An 18,475-nucleotide genomic window follows, 5' to 3' on the forward strand; every position below is an offset into this window, starting at 1 on the left:
CGGACGAGGCTTGCGCCGTCGAACGGTCGGCATTCTTTCGCTTAGTTGTCGTAACCCAAGTTAGGCGCCAGCCAGCGTTCAGTCACGCTCAAGTCCTGCCCCTTGCGCGCGGTGTAGCTCTGGACCTGATCCTTGTCGATCTTGCCCACGGCGAAGTATTGCGCCTGAGGGTGGGCGAAGTACCAGCCGCTGACCGCCGCCGCCGGGAACATGGCGTAGTGTTCGGTGAGGAACACGCCGCTGCGTCCGGCTTTCAGTTCGCTGGCTTCTGGGTCGAGCAGGCGGAACAGAGTGGCCTTCTCGGTGTGATCAGGGCAGGCCGGGTAGCCCGGGGCAGGGCGGATGCCGGTGTATTGCTCCTTGATCAGCGCCTCGTTGTCCAGGCTTTCGTCCTTGGCGTAGCCCCAGTGTTCCTTGCGGACCTGCTGGTGCAGCCATTCGGCGCAGGCTTCGGCCAAACGGTCGGCCAGGGCCTTGACCATGATCGAATTGTAGTCGTCGCCGGCTTCCTGATACGCCTTGGCGACTTCTTCGGCGCCGATGCCGGCGGTGGTGATGAAACCGCCGACGTAATCGGTGACGCCGCTGTCCTTCGGCGCGACGAAGTCGGCCAGGGAAAAGTTCGGCTTGCCGTCGGTCTTGATGATCTGCTGGCGCAGGTGATGCAGGCGCGCCAGTGGCTTGCCGTCGTCGCCATAGACTTCCAGGTCATCGTCATGCACCTGGTTGGCCGGCCAGAAGCCGAACACGGCGCGGGCGCTGATGAGTTTTTCGTCGATCAGCTTGCGCAGCATCGCCCGGGCATCGGCGTACAACGCCGTGGCCGCTTCGCCGACCACTTCGTCGGTGAGGATGCGTGGGTATTTGCCGGCCAGGTCCCAGGAAATGAAGAACGGCGTCCAGTCGATATATTCGGCCAGGACGTTCAAGTCGATGTCGTCCAGCACCCGTGCGCCAGTGAAGGTGGGCTTGACCGGCTGGTAACTGCTCCAGTCGAACTGCGGCTTCTTCGCCACGGCCGCCGGGTAGCTCAGGCGCTCAGTACGGGCGCTGCGATTGGAGGTACGCTCGCGCACGTCGATGTAGTCCTGGCGGGTTTTCTCGACGAACGCCGGCTTCAGCTCCTTGGACAGTAACTGGGTCGCCACGCCCACGGCGCGGGAGGCGTCGGTGACGTAGATCACCGCATCGTTGCTGTACTTGGGCTCGATCTTCACCGCCGTGTGGGCCTTGGAGGTGGTGGCGCCGCCAATCATCAGCGGCAGGTGGAAGTCCTGGCGCTGCATCTCGCGAGCCACGTGCACCATTTCGTCCAGGGACGGGGTGATCAGGCCGGACAGGCCGATGATGTCGCACTTCTCGTCCTTGGCGACCTGGAGGATTTTCTCCGCCGGCACCATCACGCCGAGGTCGACGATGTCATAGCCGTTGCACCCGAGCACGACGCCGACGATGTTCTTGCCGATGTCATGCACGTCGCCCTTGACCGTCGCCATGAGGATCTTGCCCTTGGCTTCCGGCTTGTCGCCTTTTTCCGCCTCGATGAACGGGATCAGGTGCGCCACCGCCTGCTTCATCACGCGGGCGGATTTGACCACCTGGGGCAGGAACATCTTGCCGGCGCCAAACAGGTCGCCAACGATGTTCATGCCGGCCATCAGCGGGCCTTCGATCACTTCGATCGGCCGGGCGAACGACAGCCGCGACTCCTCGGTGTCTTCAACGATATGGGTGGTGATGCCTTTGACCAGCGCGTGCTCCAGGCGCTTGTTCACTTCCCAGCCGCGCCATTCCTCGGTTTCCGCTTCCTTGACGCTGCCGTCGCCCTTGTACTTGTCGGCGATGGCGAGCAGGGCATCCGTGCCCTCGGGGGTGCGGTTGAGGATCACGTCTTCCACGGCGTCGCGCAGCTCCACCGGGATCTGGTCGTAGATCTCCAATTGGCCGGCGTTGACGATGCCCATGGTCAGGCCCGCACGGATCGCATGCAACAGGAACACCGAGTGGATCGCCTCGCGCACCGGGTTGTTGCCGCGGAACGAGAACGACACGTTGGACACGCCGCCGGAGGTCAGCGCGTAAGGCAGTTCGTCGCGGATGTAGGCACAGGCGTTGATGAAGTCCACGGCATAGTTGTTGTGCTCTTCGATGCCGGTGGCGACGGCGAAGATGTTCGGGTCGAAGATGATGTCTTCTGGGGGAAAGCCGACTTCATTGACCAGGATGTCGTAGGAGCGCTTGCAGATTTCCTTCTTGCGCGCCTCGGTGTCGGCCTGGCCGGCTTCGTCGAAGGCCATCACCACCACGGCGGCGCCGTAGCGCTTGCACAGCTTGGCGTGGTGGATGAACTGCTCGACGCCTTCCTTCATGCTGATGGAGTTGACGATGCCCTTGCCCTGGATGCACTTGAGGCCGGCCTCGATCACTTCCCACTTGGAGGAGTCGATCATGATCGGCACCCGGGAAATGTCCGGTTCGCCAGCGATCAGATTGAGGAAGGTCACCATGGCCTTCTTCGAATCGAGCATGCCCTCGTCCATGTTGATGTCGATCACCTGGGCGCCGGCCTCGACTTGTTGCAAGGCTACTTCCAACGCTTCGGTGTAGTTGTCCTCGCGGATCAGCCGGGCGAACTTGGCGGAACCGGTGATGTTGGTCCGCTCGCCGACGTTGACGAACAAGGAGCTGCGATCGATGGTGAACGGTTCCAGCCCCGACAGGCGGCACGCCCGGGGAATCTCCGGAATCTGCCGCGGCGCATAACCGGCCACGGCCTTGGCGATCGCTTCGATGTGCGCCGGAGTAGTGCCGCAGCAGCCGCCGACGATGTTAAGGAAGCCACTCTGGGCAAACTCTTCGATGACTTTGGCGGTGTCCACCGGCAGTTCATCGTATTCGCCGAATTCGTTGGGCAGGCCGGCGTTCGGGTGGGCCGATACGTGGGTGCTGGCCTTGTTCGACAGCTCTTCCAGGTAGGGACGCAATTCGCTGGCGCCGAGGGCGCAGTTCAGACCGACCGAGATCGGCTTGGCGTGGGCCACGGAGTTCCAGAAGGCTTCGGTGGTCTGGCCGGAGAGGGTGCGGCCGGAGGCGTCGGTGATGGTGCCGGAGATCATGATCGGCAGTTCGACGCCCAGTTCTTCGTAGACGCCTTGCACGGCAAAGATCGCGGCCTTGGCGTTCAGCGTGTCAAAAATGGTTTCGATCAGGATCAGGTCGGCGCCGCCTTCGATCAGGCCCTTGGTGGCTTCGGTGTAGTTCTCCACCAGTTCGTCGAAGGTCACGTTGCGGTAGCCAGGGTTGTTCACGTCCGGCGACAGCGAGCAGGTACGGCTGGTCGGGCCGAGCACGCCGGCGACGAAGCGCGGCTTGTCCGGGGTTTCCAGGGTCTTGGCGTCGGCAACCTGGCGGGCCAGGCGCGCGCCTTCCAGGTTCAATTCATAGGCCAGGCCCTGCATGCCATAGTCCGCCTGGGACACCTGGGTGGCGTTGAAGGTGTTGGTTTCGAGGATGTCGGCGCCGGCATCCAGGTAGGCTTTTTCAATCGAGCCGATCACGTCGGGGCGGGTCAGTACGAGCAAGTCGTTGTTGCCCTTGACGTCGCTTGGCCAGTCGGCGAAACGCTTGCCCCGGTAGTCCTGTTCTTCCAGTTTGTAGCTCTGGATCATCGTGCCCATGCCGCCATCGAGGATCAGGATGCGTTCCTTGAGGGCCTGCTGGAGAAGATGGAGGCGAGCGCTGCGATCGGACATAGGACTACCTGGAAAAAAAGACCATTACGAAAGCCGAAATCATAGCAAACCTGTGCGGTATTTGATCATGCTGGGCTTTTGCATGAATATCGCTCATGTTTGCAAGGTGATACCGGCCCGGTAGAATCGCCGGAGAATTCTTAGGCATCGAGACATGCCGTACCGCTTCTTATCCGGCAGTCTGTTGCTGCTGTTGTCCTTTACCGCAGCCGCCGGAGGTCCCGCTCCCGCGATTTCCTATACCCGCGACATCCAGCCGATCTTCACCGAAAAATGCGTGGCCTGCCACGCCTGCCATGAGTCTGCCTGCCAGTTGAACCTGGGCAGTGATCCGGGCGTGCTCAGCAGCTATCCGAATTTCATCTTCAACATCCCCGCCGGGCAGGTGCCGGCATTTGTCGACGCCATGGAAACCGACCCCATGGAAGCAGGGGGGCTGGACATGAATCGCTACCAGAAACTCTGATCGAGGCGCCTGGCGATGCGCCTTCACATCGTCGGGTTCTTTCCTGACAAAAATACTAGGACTTTGTCCGGCGCGATGATTGGCGTAAACTGCCGGCAAGCCTGCGAGGAGTTTCCATGACCGCCATTACCATTACCGATGCCGCCCACGATTACCTGGCCGACCTGCTGTCCAAGCAGAACACCCCGGGTATCGGGATCCGCATCTTCATCACCCAGCCCGGCACCCAGTACGCAGAGACGTGCATTGCCTACTGCAAGCCGGGAGAAGAAAAACCTGAAGACACCGCGCTGGGGCTCAAAAGCTTCACCGCGTACATCGATTCGTTCAGCGAAGCTTTCCTGGACGATGCGGTTGTCGACTACGCCACTGACCGAATGGGCGGCCAGCTGACCATCAAGGCACCGAACGCGAAAGTGCCGATGGTCAACGCCGACAGCCCGGTCAACGAGCGCATCAATTACTACCTGCAAACCGAAATCAACCCGGGGCTGGCCAGCCACGGCGGCCAGGTATCGTTGATCGACGTGGTGGAAGACGGCATCGCCGTGCTCCAGTTCGGCGGCGGCTGCCAGGGCTGCGGCCAGGCCGACGTCACCTTGAAGGAAGGCATCGAGCGCACCTTGCTCGAGCGCATCCCGGAACTCAAGGGCGTACGCGACGTGACCGACCACACGCAGAAAGAAAACGCCTACTACTGATAGGTGTTCGCTGCGCGCAGCACACTGTGGCGAGGGAGCTTGCTCCCGCTCGATTGCGAAGCAATCGCAAGGCAACCGGCGCGTTCTCCGTGATGGGTGCGTGGGTTACCCAGGGACCGCTTCGCGGTCCAGCGGGAGCAAGCTCCCTCGCCACAACAGCTTCGGTGATCGGCGCGTAACCTGTGGGCACCTGCCGAACCCTGTGGGAGCGAGCTTGCTCGCGATAGCGGTGGGTCAGCTTGCGATGATGTTGAATGTGCCTTTGTCATCGCGAGCAAGCTCGCTCCCACAAGGGACAGTGATGAGTCAGGGTCGGTAGAGATGCGCATGTCCAGCGCGGTACAGCGATGATTCGCTGAATACATCATTGCCCAACACCCGTCCCACCAAAATCAACGCCGTACGCCGATAGCCCTTGGCCCGTACCTTTTCGGCAATATCCTCCAGCGTCCCCACCACCCAATCCTGATCGGGCCACGTCGCCCGGTGAACTACCGCAATCGGACAATCCGCGCCGTAGTGGGGCAGCAGCTCATCGACGATTTTTTCCAGATGGTTGACGCCCAAGTGAATCGCCATGGTGGCGCCGTGTTGCGCCAGGCTGACCAACTCCTCTCCAGTGGGCATGGCGGTTTTGTCGGCATAGCGGGTCAGGATCACGCTTTGGGATATGTCCGGCAGTGTCAACTCGGCACCGAGCAGAGCGGCGCAAGCTGAAGTGGCGGTCACGCCCGGGATGATTTCGAAAGGAATGTCCAGCTCCCGTAGGCAGCGGATCTGCTCGCCGATCGCGCCGTAAAGGCTCGGGTCGCCGGAGTGCACTCGCGCTACATCCTGACCGTTGAGGTGTGCCGTCTTTATCAGATCGATGATCTGTTCCAGGTGCAGCTCGGCGCTGTTTACCACCTGTTCGGCGCGGTGGCCTTCCAGCACGGCCGTTGGCACCAGGGAGCCGGCGTAGATGATCACGGCGCAGTTGCGAATCAGCCGCTGGCCCTTGACGGTGATCAGCTCCGGATCGCCAGGGCCGGCGCCGATGAAGTAAACGGTCATGACCGGTTCCTATGCAAAGATGAGGGCGTGCATGAGCAATGCTCATGATTCGGCAGTCGATTATCGAGTGTTACGAAGCCGCCGCCAATGCCAACGTCGCCTGTGGGCCTTTCTGGCGGGTGACTCGCAATCTCGCGGGCGAAACACCCAGTTGATCGGCCAGGGCGAGGGCGGCGCTTTCGGCGACGCCATGGCAACCCGTACGCTCGAAAGCGATGGCTGAGCGATGGCTGAGCTGTGCTTGATAACCCGCCAGTTGTTCAGCGCTGAAACACGTCAGCGGCAGCGATAATTGCGCTGCCAACTCCAGCAGCCCCGGCTCGTCACGCTTGCGGTCAATGCTCGCCAATGCCCTTATTTCGTCGAGCGCGATACCGTGGGCCAGCAGCGTCCGCTCAAGCAATGCCCGCAACGTGCTGGCCGAGCAACCGCGCTGGCAGCCGAGGCCGACCACCAGGATCGGCCCGCCACTCATGCTTGGTCGTGAGCCTGTGCACCACGGCGGAACAGCCAGGCGCTGATCAGGCCCAAGGCCAGCCAAAACGCAACATTGGTCAATTGCGAAGCGAGCTTGAACTCACTTTCCAGCGCCTCGGGCGCGAGCATCGAATGCTCGTCCGGCTGCGGGGCGCCAATGACGTGAGGAATCAGCAGGGTCGCAAGGCCCAACACTTTCAACAGCCAATGCCGACCGAACGCAATCAGGGCGATGCCCACCGCCGTACATGCAGCGGTGCCGATCCACCACATCTGCCGTTGGGCCAGATCCGCCGCAGCAGTGCCCGGCAGTTCCGGCGGCAAGCCCAGCGTCGGCGCCAGGACGAAGGTGGCATAGCCGGCCAGGCCCCAGAGCAAACCCTGGGATGTGCGCGTCGGTTCACGCAAGGTGTACAGGCCCGCCAGCATCAGCGCAAAACCCACCGCGACCACCAGGTTGCCGCCGGTGGTGGAGAGCACGCGTTGCCAGCCGTCCTCCGGCTCCCAGGCTTGCGCGTCATGGCTGTGTGCAACCCCAGCGGCGTGTTCATGGACCTCGGCGGCCGGGGCCTTTTCGTAGGTCTCGGCTTGCTGGATCAGCGGCGATACCCAAAAACTTTGTAGAAGAGTCAGCAGCAGGGCGGCCAACAATCCACTGAAACCGGCGGTTTGCGCGATACGCTTGATCATGGCGTCGGCGCTCAATGGCACGGGAACGCGGCGCTGTGCCGTGTGTCGTGGGCTGCGTTGTGCACCGCTTCGATGTGGGAGAAACCGGCGAAATACACCAGGCCCGCGCCGAGAATCGAGGCAAGGACCGCGGCGCTCAAGCGCTGGCTCAGGGTGACGGTGCTACTGGTCGTGCGGGCGGTGCTGCTGATGGTCGACATGGCGCTTCCCTCTGGTGTCAGCGGGCGGACCGAGCGCAATGAAAACCCAGGCGAAGACTCGCCGGGATTCGAACAGCGCCCGCCCACCGCGGGTTTGTTGAAAAGAAGTCATGGGCCGGTCTCCGGGCTCACGAGGGGCAGGGCCTGAGCCTTGCCTGAAAGCGTCACCTTCCCATGCGCATGCACAGTGGTTTCGACGCTTCACTCGCTTACCGTTGCGGGGGCAGCACCGGACTGACGTGGCCTTGAAGTAAAGCACACGATTCACCGGTTTCCCGTTTCACCCTGTGAAGGGCACCCAAACAGGCGCACAGGAGACCATGGGCGGGTGCGGGGCGTCAATGTGCAAGGCAGCCCAAACGGTGGCGTGCTTCAGGATTTGAGATAGGGTTGAGCTGAAACACTGCAACTCTCAAGGAAATGACATGCGCTTTTCAGCCCTGACCCAACGCATCATCGGCGACGGTGCCGCCGCCTGGGAAATTCATGACCGGGCGCTGGCCATGCGCGAGCAGGGCAGGGACGTGCTGTTGCTCTCGGTGGGCGACCCGGATTTCGACACACCCCACGCGATCGTCGAGGCCGCCGTCGCCAGCTTGCGGGCCGGCGATACCCACTACTCGGATACGCGAGGCTTGCACTCGTTGCGCGCCAGCATCGCCCGGCGGCATCAACAGCGCTGCGGCCAACCGGTGGGCGCCGAGCACGTCACGGTGCTTCCCGGTGCCCAATGCGCGGTCTATGCCGTCGCGCAATGCCTGCTCGACCCCGGCGATGAAGTGATCGTCGCCGAACCGATGTACGTCACCTATGAAGCGGTATTCGGTGCCTGCGCAGCGAAAGTGGTGCCGGTGGCGGTGACGCCGGAGAACGGCTTCCGAGTCCAGCCGGCCGACGTCGCCCGGCTGATCACCCCGCGCACCCGCGCAATGCTGATCAACAGCCCCAACAACCCCTCCGGCGCCAGCCTGCCGCTGTCCACCTGGCAAGCCCTGGCGCAACTGTGCATCGAACACGACCTGTGGCTGATCAGCGACGAGGTCTACAGCGACTTGCTCTACGAAGGCGAACACATCAGCCCGGCCGGCCTGCCGGGCATGGCTGAGCGCACCGTCACCATCAACAGCCTGTCCAAATCCCACGCCATGACCGGCTGGCGCATCGGCTGGGCCATTGGCCCCGAACCTCTCGCTGAACACCTTTCCAATCTGTCGCTGTGCATGCTGTTCGGCCTGCCGGACTTCGTTCAGCGCGCGGCCCAGGTTGCGCTGGATCTGGATTTGCCCGAAGTGGCGCAGATGCGCGAGGAGTATCGACAGCGTCGCGACCTGGTGTGCGCGGCACTGGAAAATTGCCCTGGTCTCAAGCCGGTACAGCCTGATGGCGGCATGTTTGTGATGGTTGACGTGCGGCAGACGGGGGTGGGTGCGCAGGCGTTTGCCGAGCGGTTATTGGAGGGCTATGAGGTGTCGGTGCTGGCGGGGGAGGCGTTTGGGCCGAGCGCGGCGGGGCATATTCGAGTTGGGTTGGTGGTGGGCCAATCCCAGCTCAAAGACGCCTGCCAAGGGATGGCCCGATGTGCCGTGGATTTATTGAAGAGGTAGGCGGGTCGGCTACCTGACGTTTGTAATTGAGTGGTTCACCCGACGAACGGTGGGTTAACCTGTCAGATCTGACAGTAGGCGCGGCGGGCAAATCCGCGCTTAATTTCTCCAGGCTATTGAGTGCCGGTCTGGAGTGTCATGTATGTCCTCTTTAGTTAGGAATATTGGTATCTTGGCGAGGCCTCTCAGCATTGAAGGGGTTGGTGCCGACAATATCTTTCCTCCTGAAGCCTCCACCCAAGGCGCAAAGTTATTAATTCCTGAGTGGGAGAATCCCTCTCAGCAACTCGGCAAGAGTGATCTGCTGGAGGTCTGGGTAGTTGCACCTGGATCGTCAGATGAAGTGTCGTTCTATAGTAATTATTTCCCCGTTCCTGTGGTATTTCCGGCATTTGTCTTATTGCCCGCTCAATATCTGCAACAGGAGGGAGATGTTCTTCTGAAGTATCGTGTGACGCAGGGGGACTCCGAAAACGAAGATACATCGTCTCCGCAGATATTTCATGTGACGAGACCTACACCGGTGAACCTGGCTGGGCCAGGTTTTCCCAGCGCCACACTATGGGGTTATCTCAATTGTTCTTCGCAACCCAAGTTGTGGGAGCGGGTGCTTGTACACGTGCCAGCCCAATCTGGGCGGTTCGCCAAGGATGACGAATGTGCATTGAACTGGGAGGGCTATAGCAGCCTCAATGGTCTCGGTCCGATTGCCGGAACAGCGGTGCGAGTGACAAAGATTCTGACTCGAGAAGAGGCGTCATCTGACCAGGGATTCGATCTGGTCCTGGAAAGTGACAAGTACGAACAGCACATAAAGCCAATGGAAAGAAATGCTTCGGCTTTGGCAAGTTATACCTTGTATCGAAACGGCAGCGCATTGGGAAAGTCACCGCCCGCATTGGTGAAGATTGATCGAGTCATTCCAGGGCAAGCGCTTCCCTGCGGTCCTGGTGCTACAGGGCTGGAGGCAATCCACGCCTTTTCTGATGTTAAAGATCCATTAAGCGTAATGTCGATGGAGTTCGAAAAAATGAATATTCAAGTTAAATCGCGTGGGGTACTGGCTGAGCCTCCTGTCATTGTGGGGCAGTTGCCGGATAACAGGCTGACGTACCAACAATTAAAAGTCGACGGTTCCATTGAAGTGCAGCTTGCGAGTATTGAGGATGAAAGTCCCCAAGGGGGCTCAATGGTAGAGCTTCATTTGTTTCCCAAAGGCAGGATTCCTGTTGAGCATGATCCGACTTATGTAATTGCGACACAGTTAAAAGCAGATCAGCCCGGAGGAGTCTGGTCATTTCCGATTAAATTTCAGGTGCCCACGGATGGGTTTGAGGACGTCTTCAACCCTACTGGAGAATACAATGCCTATGAGCTCGCATTCATAGTTTACGACGACAACGACAACATTGATACTTCGGACCCTTATACCGAAGCACTGATCGATTTGACTGCGCCTTACCAACGCCAGCCCGGTGCTGGCAATGGGACCGGTACCCGCCCAGCGTTGTTAACTTTGGACGCCGCGTTTCCAGTCGTTATCGATGATGCCTGGTTGGCCGATCCCGCCAACGCAGGTGGATTGAATCTCACCATTCCTCATGCGTATCAAAAATTTGAGGCGAATAATGATCGGGTCAAATTCTATATTTCGACGCAAACCACCTTTGGCTTGATGCAGGGGGAAACACCCGCCTACGACGGGCCTGTTCCGCCCAATGGGACCATCAATATCCCCCATGCCTTTCTTGCAGCACTGAATGACGGGATGCATTACTACTCCTACAATCTTACTGATCTGCCGGGCAACATCAGCAATCACGCACCCATTACTCCAATGTTCAGCCGGGTCAAGGCAGAAAGGCCGGTGCTGGCTGTACCCAGGATTCCTGTTACCAACGGTGGTGCAATACCCATTACATTCGCGACGGTACGTCCGAGCCCCAGCTTAGCGGTTATGGAAATTGACCACCCTCTTCATTCAATCCCCGGGGACCGGATCATCCCCTACCTCTATTCATCGGAAAGCGGGCCGACCCAACTGCAGGAACAAGAAATACCTCCAGGTAATACCAGGCCACTAGAATTCTTGCTGGACTATGACACTTTGGCTCCCCTTTTTGGAGACGCGAACAAGGATAGCGAGACTGAGCTGGAATATTATTATGAATTGGAACGCTCCTCGATCACTCCCAACCCGGTATCGGCGCCTCAGCAGTTTGCGGTCATCGATTTTAGTTATGCGGGACCGGAACAGCCTAACCTCCCGGATCCGGAGAATGTCAACATTGCTCATGTAGTAGTGCAGGGCGCAGGCACTCCTCAACCCGATCCTAATACGCTTGGGCCTGACCAGGCGGGCTTGGCGGCGGCCATGAACTGGCCAGTCTGGACGGACGTCGATCGACCTGTCACGGGGCGTGAGATTGTCACGTTTTTCTATCAGGGCAAACCAGTAGGTGGCCCGGTGCCGGTGCGGGTGGGCGATACAACCGTTACAACATCGTTACCCTGGGCAACGATTCTGGCTGAGGGTAACGGTACTGCGGCGGGCGGCAATGCCCGGGAGGCGTACATCACTATCGGGTACCCTGGTGGCGAAAATGGGATGACGCAGACGCCGACAACAAAGGTCGACGTGACCGCAATCGTCATAAATCTTCCTGCGCCGCAAATCGTTGTGTCTGCCTTTACTAACCCTGGTACAGGAAGCCTGGTGCCGGAACGAATCGTGACCAGCATCAACTGCCCGAGCCTCGACCACCCGGTTGCTGCGGACGGTCCGAAGCCGCCCTATCAGCCCCGTCAATTGCGAATCCGGATTCGGCGAGATACCAACATTCCCACCGGTACGCCAGTGGATCTGGTATTCGAAGGACGAGAAAACAATGTACCTGGGGCCCCGGCGATTCCCAATACGCGCATCGAGCTTTCGTCAGCGATGCCGGCCACGGGGGATTTGGAGTTCAGACTGACGGACTACGAAAAAATCAAGACCATTCAACTGCCCAGCCCTGCCGCCGGACAACGCCCTCCTACCCGCTACGCGCATATTGCTTATACCGCAAATGGTATCGAAGCGGCGGTGACCGTTCCCGTGGCACTGTTGAACTCAAGCCTGGTGTATTGCGAAGTGGAGCGCCCAGAGCCAACACCTTGATTGTAATTTCAGCTGGAGCAGCTAAAGGCGACAACCGATGTCGTCTTTAGCTGTTGAAGTGAAGTTTCAATTGCTAAGAAATAGAGCTCCCACAATAAACGGAAAAAGCCTTACGCAGTTACAGATTTATCCTACATAAGCTCGGGTGGGTAGACAGTACTCTGGCGACCGTTTTTTTACTCGGCTCGCGCATATAACGAGTCGGACATTCGTTCCCCTAAGGAACGTAATCGAGTAGGACTCATTTATGTCGTCTAGGCCTGTTTTTTCCTATCGTAAGACAACGCTCAGCCTTGCGGTCATGGTGTTCATGCCCTTGCTGATCAATCCGTCCATGGCGCAGGCGGCAGGTGTCGTCCTCCCCGGACAGAACCAGACCATTGATGCGACTACCCCAGTAGATACTTGGTCCGTTGGGCAAGGGGCTACCCTGACCGGCACGCGAGCTTCCACGTTGGGCATCATCAGCAGCGCCGGTGGTGCTGTCAACTTGACTAACTCCGCGGTCAACGCCACCGGAACAGGCCAGTTCTCCCGTGGCATCGCGCTAACTAACGCCAACGCTACGCTGGACAACTCCACAGTCACCAGTACCGATGGCGTTGGCATCCTGGCCGCCCGGGACGTCAACACCGTGGGCGGCTCTACGGTAACGTTGCGTAACAACAGTACGGTACGAGGTCTGACGGGGGGGATAGCCGGCAACCGTTTCAGTAACCTGACCGTACAGAACTCCACGGTGGAAGGTACCGGCGCCAACAGTTTCGGCATACGGCTTCTGGAGGGCTCGTTATCCGCCAGCGGCAGTACGATCACCGGCGGCCTGAACGGATTGACGGTAGGCACCGATACGATGCCAACCGGAGTCACGCCTTCGTCCATTGTGCTGGACGGTACCCGGATAGAGGGCAAGACCGGTTCGGCCATTGTCGTAGGGTTCAATACCTCGACTGTTCCAACCGTGGCCAACATCGAGGTGCGCAACGGTTCGACCTTGATAGGCGGTAACGGTACAGTGCTGGAAGTGCGCAACGGCGCCTCAGCAGGATTGCTTGTCGATAACAGCGCGCTGACCGGCAATATCGTGGTGGATGCAGGCGGGACGGGCAACGTGACCCTGCAGAACGCAGCGTCATTGACCGGTGACATGCAAAACGTCACCAGCGCGACTCTTAATAATCAAGCGAGCATGACCGGCAATGTGCTGGGCGCTTCAAGCGTGGTGATCAATAACGCATCCACGCTGACGGGTAATTTGCAGGATGTTGCCAATGTATCCATCAACAACCGAAGTGTGATGGTCGGTGATGTCTCTGGTGCGGCCGGCAGCGCTTCGAGCCTTGCGCTGGATAACGGTGCCAGCCTGACCGGCAAGGTCAACAACGTTAACACCTTCGCTATCAGCAACCAGGCACTGTGGCAAATGGTCGAGAGCCAGGCGGTGAGTAACCTCACGCTCAACAGCGGGGGAACGGTTCGCTTGGGCAGCAACCAGCAATACTTCCAGCTGGACGTAGCCAACCTGGCGGGCAATGGTCGATTCGAGCTGGGTACGGATTTCAGGCAAGGCATCAGCGATCTTTTGAACATCACCGGCAGTGCATCTGGCAATCATCAATTGCTGGTAGCCAGTACCGGGCTAGATCCTGTCAGCGACGCATCGATCAAGGTGGTACAGAGTGTCGCTTCAGGTGCTCAATACGATCTGGTCAACGATCGGGTGGATGTCGGGGCATACACTTACCGTTTGGTCAAGCAAGGTGATGATTGGTATCTGCAACCCGACAAGGACGTGATCAGCAATCCGACCCGTTCAGTCATGGCGATCTTCGGCACCGCGCCGACGGTCATTTATGGAGAAATGGCGCTATTGAACACCCGCATGGGCGACCTACGCGTCAATGGAGGTCAGACGGGCGGTTGGATGCGTTCGTTCGGCAGCCGATACAGCGTCACCAACAAAGCTTATGGCAATGGTTATAGCCAGAACCAACAGGGGATTTCCCTGGGGGTGGACACCCCGGTGGAAATCGCCGGTGAGCGGGTGTTGCTGGGCGTGTTCGCCGGCTACAGCAAGTCGAACCTCGACTTGAGCCGTGGCAGCTCCGGTGAAATCGACAGCACCTCTCTCGGTATGTATGGCACTTGGCTGGGGGACAGTGGTTATTACCTGGATACCGTGGCCAAGCTCAATCATTTCCGCAATGATGCCAAGGTGACGATGAGCGACGGCACCAGGACCAAGGGCGGTTACAACAACCTGGGCGCCAGTGCATCCGTTGAGTTTGGCAAGCATATCGACTTCAAAGATGGCTATTACATCGAGCCGTTCACTCAATGGCAGGTAGCGACGGTGCAGGGTAAGGACTTCAGCCTTGATAATGGTTTGAAGGCGGATGCTGACACGACGCGTTCCATGCTGGGTAAAGTGGGTCTGTCCGTGGGACGGGGCATGAAGCTGGACGATGGCAGCGTGCTCCAACCGCATGTTCGTACAGCCCTTGTCCAAGAGTTTGCCAAGCACAACGAGGTGCGGGTCAACGATAACAAGTTCAACAACGATCTTTCCGGTACGCGGTTCGAAGTGGCGGCGGGTGCTTCTTGGACACTGAGTGATCGTTGGCAGGTCCATGGTGAACTCGATACCAGTAAAGGCGATAACCTGACCAAGGATTACGGCTTCAATTTTGGCGCTCACTACAAATTCTGAAAAAGAAAAAGGGGAAGCCTCGGCTTCCCCTTTTTTCTGGTTTCTGGCTTATGCAGCCTTGAGCACCTGAAACTCTCCCTTGAGAATAAAAGTCTGCCCTTCGGACCCTGGAATTTCGACGGCTATATTGAATACGCCTTTTGTGTGCCCTTCTGACGCAGGGAGCAATTCGATGTTACCTGAAACCCCTTCATAGATGAACTTATCGGCATCCTTATAGCTGAAGCCTACATCGGAACGGACCGTGCCTCGTAGATCATTACCTACCTGATGTACCCCCAATTCATAGTCTGCTGGGATACAAATAATGAGTTCACGCGTAGTGGTTGCGGTTGCCGTTGTCTTTTTTTCCTCACGATCCACTGCAGTAATGACTATGGTTTCTACCTTATCTATCCCGACAAGCTTCTTTTCAATCAATCGTGAGGTAGCTGCAAATTCTGGAAATTCCTTGCCCTGGGTCGAGTAAGCAGATGCGAGCACGTAATTGTTTGGTGCAAAACTCAGTGAGTTGCTAGCGGCATTCATGGTCCGATCTCCGTTTGGGAATTAGATATCCAAAGGCCGTATGGCCTTAACTCAGGATGAACTATAGGAGGCCCGTTTTTTAACGGCTTGTAAACTGTCAGAGCTGACAGTTTACAAGCGCTGTCAGACATGAATCCTACCGCTGCGATAATTTAAACTAAGCACTTTGGCCCTTCCGTCTTCGAGGCGAGGGATGGCCACGACTGTGTGTGAAATTGTGTAAGGGTTTTGCTCGCGGGTGGACGAGGGCGTATATCCTTGGCGGCTTGAGATTTCCTGCGCCGGATATGTCGCCATCGCGAGCATGCTCGCTCCCACAGTGGTTTTGCGCCGTACCCGAAGACCTCTGTGGAAGCGAGCCTGCTCGCGATGAGGCCCTGCCAGGCGCCACAGCACTTAGCGGACCCACCCATGCCCAACATCCTCCTCGTCGAAGACGACGCCGCCCTCTGCGAACTCATCGCCAGCTACCTGGAACGCAACGGCTATCAAGTCAGCGTGCTCAACCGTGGCGACCATGTGCGTGAACGTGCGCGGGCCAATCCGCCGGACCTGGTGATTCTCGACCTGATGCTGCCGGGCCTGGACGGCTTGCAGGTGTGCCGTTTGCTGCGGGCCGATTCGGCGACGTTGCCAATCCTGATGCTCACGGCGCGGGACGACAGCCATGACCAGGTGTTGGGCCTGGAGATGGGCGCCGACGACTACGTCACCAAGCCCTGCGAGCCACGGGTGCTGTTGGCGCGGGTGCGCACGTTGTTGCGGCGCAGCAGCCTGACCGAGCCGCAGACGGTCAACGACCGCATCGTCATGGGTAATCTGTGCATCGACCTGTCCGAGCGCACGGTGACCTGGCGCGGGCAGCCGGTGGAGTTGTCCAGCGGCGAGTACAACCTGCTGGTGGTGCTGGCCCGTCATTCAGGCGAAGTGCTGAGCCGCGACCAGATCCTGCAACGGCTGCGCGGTATCGAGTTCAACGGCACCGACCGTTCGGTGGACGTGGCCATTTCCAAGCTGCGGCGCAAGTTCGACGACAACGCCGGCGAGGCGCGCAAGATCAAGACCGTGTGGGGCAAGGGTTACCTGTTCAGCCGCTCCGAGTGGGAATGCTGATCGATGTGGAAGCTGCTGATTCGCCTTTATCTGGTCACCATCGTTTCCTACAGCGCGGCGATCTATTTGATGCCGGAACTGGTGATCCGCCTGTTCCACGAGCGTTTCCAAACCTACAACCTCGACTATTCCCGTGGCCTGCAAACCCTGATGGTCAAGCAGTTCCGCGCCGCGCCCAGCGAGCAATGGCCGGCGCTGGCGGCGCAGATGGACAAGGAGTTCGAGCCATTGCGCATCGAGTTGGCGACCACCGGGGACGCCGGTTTCACCGCAACCGAACAGGCGCGTCTCAAGCGCGGTGAAAACGTGGTGCGCATCGGTGACTGGGGCTGGCGAACCCTGGCGGCCGCGCCGCTGGACGAGCACACGGCGGTGAAGATGATCGTGCCGCCCGACCCGGCGGATGTCAGTTGGTTGTATTGGAGCATCAACGTGTTGATCGGCGCGACGATGCTGGGCTGCCTGCTGCTCTGGTTGCGGCCGCACTGGCGCGATCTGGAGCGTCTGAAGCGCACCGCCGAGCGTTTCGGCAAGGGGCATTTGAGCGAGCGCACGCACATTGCGCCGCGCTCGAACATCGGCAGCCTGGCCCACGTATTCGACACCATGGCCGGGGACATCGAGAATCTGCTCAACCAGCAGAGGGACCTGCTAAACGCCGTGTCCCATGAACTGCGCACGCCCCTGACTCGGCTCGATTTTGGCCTCGCTCTGGCGTTGTCGGAGGAGATGCCGACGGCCAGTCGCGAGCGTCTGCAAGGGTTGGTGGCGCACATTCGCGAACTGGACGAGTTGGTGCTGGAACTGCTGTCCTACAGCCGCTTGCAAAATCCGGAGCGGTTGCCGGAGCGGGTCGAAGTGCCGCTGGACGAGTTCATCGACAGTATCCTGGGCAGCCTCGACGAAGACCTGGCCGCGCCAGAGGTGGTGATCGACGTGCTGCTGCACGGGGCGCTGGAGCGTTTTGTGCTGGACCCGCGCCTCACCGCCCGCGCTTTGCAGAACCTGCTCCGCAATGCCATGCGCTATTGCGAGAAACGCATCCAGGTCGGCGTGCTGGTCAGCGAGCAAGGCTGTGAAATCTGGGTCGACGACGACGGCATCGGCATTCCCGACAGCGAGCGCGAGCGCGTCTTCGAGCCGTTCTACCGCCTGGACCGCAGTCGCGACCGGGCCACGGGCGGCTTCGGCCTCGGCCTGGCAATCAGCCGCCGCGCCCTGCAAGCCCAGGGCGGCACGCTGACGGTCGAGAATTCGCCGCTAGGGGGGGCACGCTTCCGGCTGTGGCTGCCAACACCTGAAGCCTGACACCATCCCTGTGGCGAGGGAGCTTGCTCCCGCTGGGCCACGAAGTGGCCCCATACAGTCATCCAAACAACCCCGCCGCAATATTGATCGAAAACCCCAATATCGCCGTATTGAACACAAAACCGATCAACGACTGCGCCAACACGATCTTGCGCAACTGCCGCGTGGCAACCCCCACGTCCGAGGTCTGCACCGCCACCCCGATGGTGAACGAGAAGTACAGGAAATCCCAGTAATTGGGTGTGGCCAGGCCTTCGGCAAAACGCAGCGCCGGTTCCTTGCCGTTCCAGGTGTAATACAGCCGGGCGTAGTGAACGCTGAAGATCACTCCGATCAGCAACCATGAGCCGATCACGGTCAACGCGGTCGCGCCATAGTGCAGCCACTTGCCGGCCGTTTGCAGGTCGCGGCTTCCGGCCAGTTCAAAGGTGATGGTCGCCAGGCTGGCCAAGGCTGCGATGCAAACCATCAACAACACGAGCCGGGCGTTTTCGTCTTCCATTTCGGCGATGCGCTTCACGTCCGGCGCCTTGGCCCGCACCGTGAGCCAGAACATCAACAGCAGATAAGTCCAGACCCCGACGTTCCAGCCGATCAGGATCTTGCCGATGACCGAGTCAGCGGGCATCGACAAACCCGCGGCCAGGCCAATGATCGTGGCCCAGGAAAGGCGCGGGTGAGTGCGGGTGAGGCGGGGCATGGGAACTCACTGT

General features: G+C 59.5%; 13 protein-coding genes, 1 pseudogene and 1 riboswitch. Of the genes and pseudogenes, 7 read left to right on the forward strand and 7 right to left on the reverse strand.

Annotation, left to right across the window (positions count from 1 at the left end; translation table 11 throughout):
* Window positions 1–41: 41 nt before the first annotated feature.
* On the reverse strand, window positions 42–3,752 hold the full coding sequence (metH, locus tag J3P81_RS10035) for a methionine synthase (RefSeq protein WP_420764497.1): 3,711 nt from the start codon (window positions 3,750–3,752) through the stop codon (window positions 42–44).
* A 154-nt stretch (window positions 3,753–3,906) separates the two neighbouring features.
* Here metH and J3P81_RS10040 point away from each other — a divergent pair.
* Window positions 3,907–4,089: pseudogene (locus tag J3P81_RS10040) on the forward strand (hypothetical protein); the annotation flags it as partial.
* Window positions 4,090–4,334: 245 nt separating this feature from the next.
* Window positions 4,335–4,919, forward strand: coding sequence for a Fe-S biogenesis protein NfuA (nfuA, locus tag J3P81_RS10045; RefSeq protein ID WP_003182850.1), 585 nt, complete (start codon window positions 4,335–4,337; stop codon window positions 4,917–4,919).
* A gap of 306 nt (window positions 4,920–5,225) precedes the next feature.
* Here the strand turns inward: nfuA and cobM are convergent, their stop codons facing one another.
* The 4 genes from cobM to J3P81_RS10065 all read right to left on the reverse strand — a co-directional run bounded on the left by cobM (window position 5,226) and on the right by J3P81_RS10065 (window position 7,339).
* On the reverse strand, window positions 5,226–5,972 hold the full coding sequence (cobM, locus tag J3P81_RS10050; protein WP_434563500.1) for a precorrin-4 C(11)-methyltransferase: 747 nt from the start codon (window positions 5,970–5,972) through the stop codon (window positions 5,226–5,228).
* Between the two features lie 70 nt (window positions 5,973–6,042).
* The gene (locus J3P81_RS10055) at window positions 6,043–6,447 is read right to left on the reverse strand and encodes a cobalamin biosynthesis protein (protein ID WP_434563503.1); all 405 of its coding nucleotides are present in this window, start codon (window positions 6,445–6,447) and stop codon (window positions 6,043–6,045) included.
* Window positions 6,444–7,139, reverse strand: a complete 696-nt coding sequence (locus J3P81_RS10060) for a CbtA family protein (RefSeq protein ID WP_434563505.1) — start codon at window positions 7,137–7,139, stop codon at window positions 6,444–6,446. Before J3P81_RS10060 ends, J3P81_RS10055 begins: the two co-directional genes overlap by 4 nt.
* An 11-nt stretch (window positions 7,140–7,150) precedes the next feature.
* Window positions 7,151–7,339: a CbtB domain-containing protein gene (locus tag J3P81_RS10065; protein ID WP_420764493.1), complete on the reverse strand. Its 189-nt coding sequence runs from the start codon at window positions 7,337–7,339 to the stop codon at window positions 7,151–7,153.
* Between the two features lie 96 nt (window positions 7,340–7,435).
* Window positions 7,436–7,656: riboswitch (cobalamin riboswitch) on the reverse strand.
* Between the two features lie 108 nt (window positions 7,657–7,764).
* Here J3P81_RS10065 and J3P81_RS10070 point away from each other — a divergent pair.
* From J3P81_RS10070 to J3P81_RS10080, 3 genes are all read left to right on the forward strand, one after another.
* The gene (locus J3P81_RS10070; protein WP_434563507.1) at window positions 7,765–8,943 is read left to right on the forward strand and encodes a pyridoxal phosphate-dependent aminotransferase; all 1,179 of its coding nucleotides are present in this window, start codon (window positions 7,765–7,767) and stop codon (window positions 8,941–8,943) included.
* A gap of 142 nt (window positions 8,944–9,085) precedes the next feature.
* The gene (locus J3P81_RS10075; RefSeq protein WP_434563509.1) at window positions 9,086–12,103 is read left to right on the forward strand and encodes a hypothetical protein; all 3,018 of its coding nucleotides are present in this window, start codon (window positions 9,086–9,088) and stop codon (window positions 12,101–12,103) included.
* A 247-nt stretch (window positions 12,104–12,350) separates the two neighbouring features.
* Complete coding sequence (locus J3P81_RS10080) at window positions 12,351–14,813, forward strand: autotransporter outer membrane beta-barrel domain-containing protein (protein ID WP_434563511.1); 2,463 nt, start codon at window positions 12,351–12,353, stop codon at window positions 14,811–14,813.
* A gap of 48 nt (window positions 14,814–14,861) precedes the next feature.
* Here the strand turns inward: J3P81_RS10080 and J3P81_RS10085 are convergent, their stop codons facing one another.
* Window positions 14,862–15,341: a hypothetical protein gene (locus tag J3P81_RS10085; protein ID WP_434563513.1), complete on the reverse strand. Its 480-nt coding sequence runs from the start codon at window positions 15,339–15,341 to the stop codon at window positions 14,862–14,864.
* A 411-nt stretch (window positions 15,342–15,752) separates the two neighbouring features.
* Between J3P81_RS10085 and J3P81_RS10090 the strand changes: the two genes are divergently transcribed.
* Together J3P81_RS10090 and J3P81_RS10095 are read left to right on the forward strand one after the other, a co-directional pair.
* Window positions 15,753–16,454: a response regulator gene (locus J3P81_RS10090; protein WP_420764487.1), complete on the forward strand. Its 702-nt coding sequence runs from the start codon at window positions 15,753–15,755 to the stop codon at window positions 16,452–16,454.
* Window positions 16,455–16,457: 3 nt separating this feature from the next.
* Complete coding sequence (locus tag J3P81_RS10095) at window positions 16,458–17,762, forward strand: ATP-binding protein (RefSeq protein WP_434563515.1); 1,305 nt, start codon at window positions 16,458–16,460, stop codon at window positions 17,760–17,762.
* A 58-nt stretch (window positions 17,763–17,820) separates the two neighbouring features.
* On the opposite strand, the gene J3P81_RS10100 is transcribed toward J3P81_RS10095, so the two are convergent.
* The gene (locus tag J3P81_RS10100; RefSeq protein WP_434563517.1) at window positions 17,821–18,462 is read right to left on the reverse strand and encodes a DUF1345 domain-containing protein; all 642 of its coding nucleotides are present in this window, start codon (window positions 18,460–18,462) and stop codon (window positions 17,821–17,823) included.
* Window positions 18,463–18,475 lie beyond the last annotated feature (13 nt).

This window comes from Pseudomonas sp. R1-6, from assembly GCF_051132115.1.
GTDB lineage: Bacteria > Pseudomonadota > Gammaproteobacteria > Pseudomonadales > Pseudomonadaceae > Aquipseudomonas.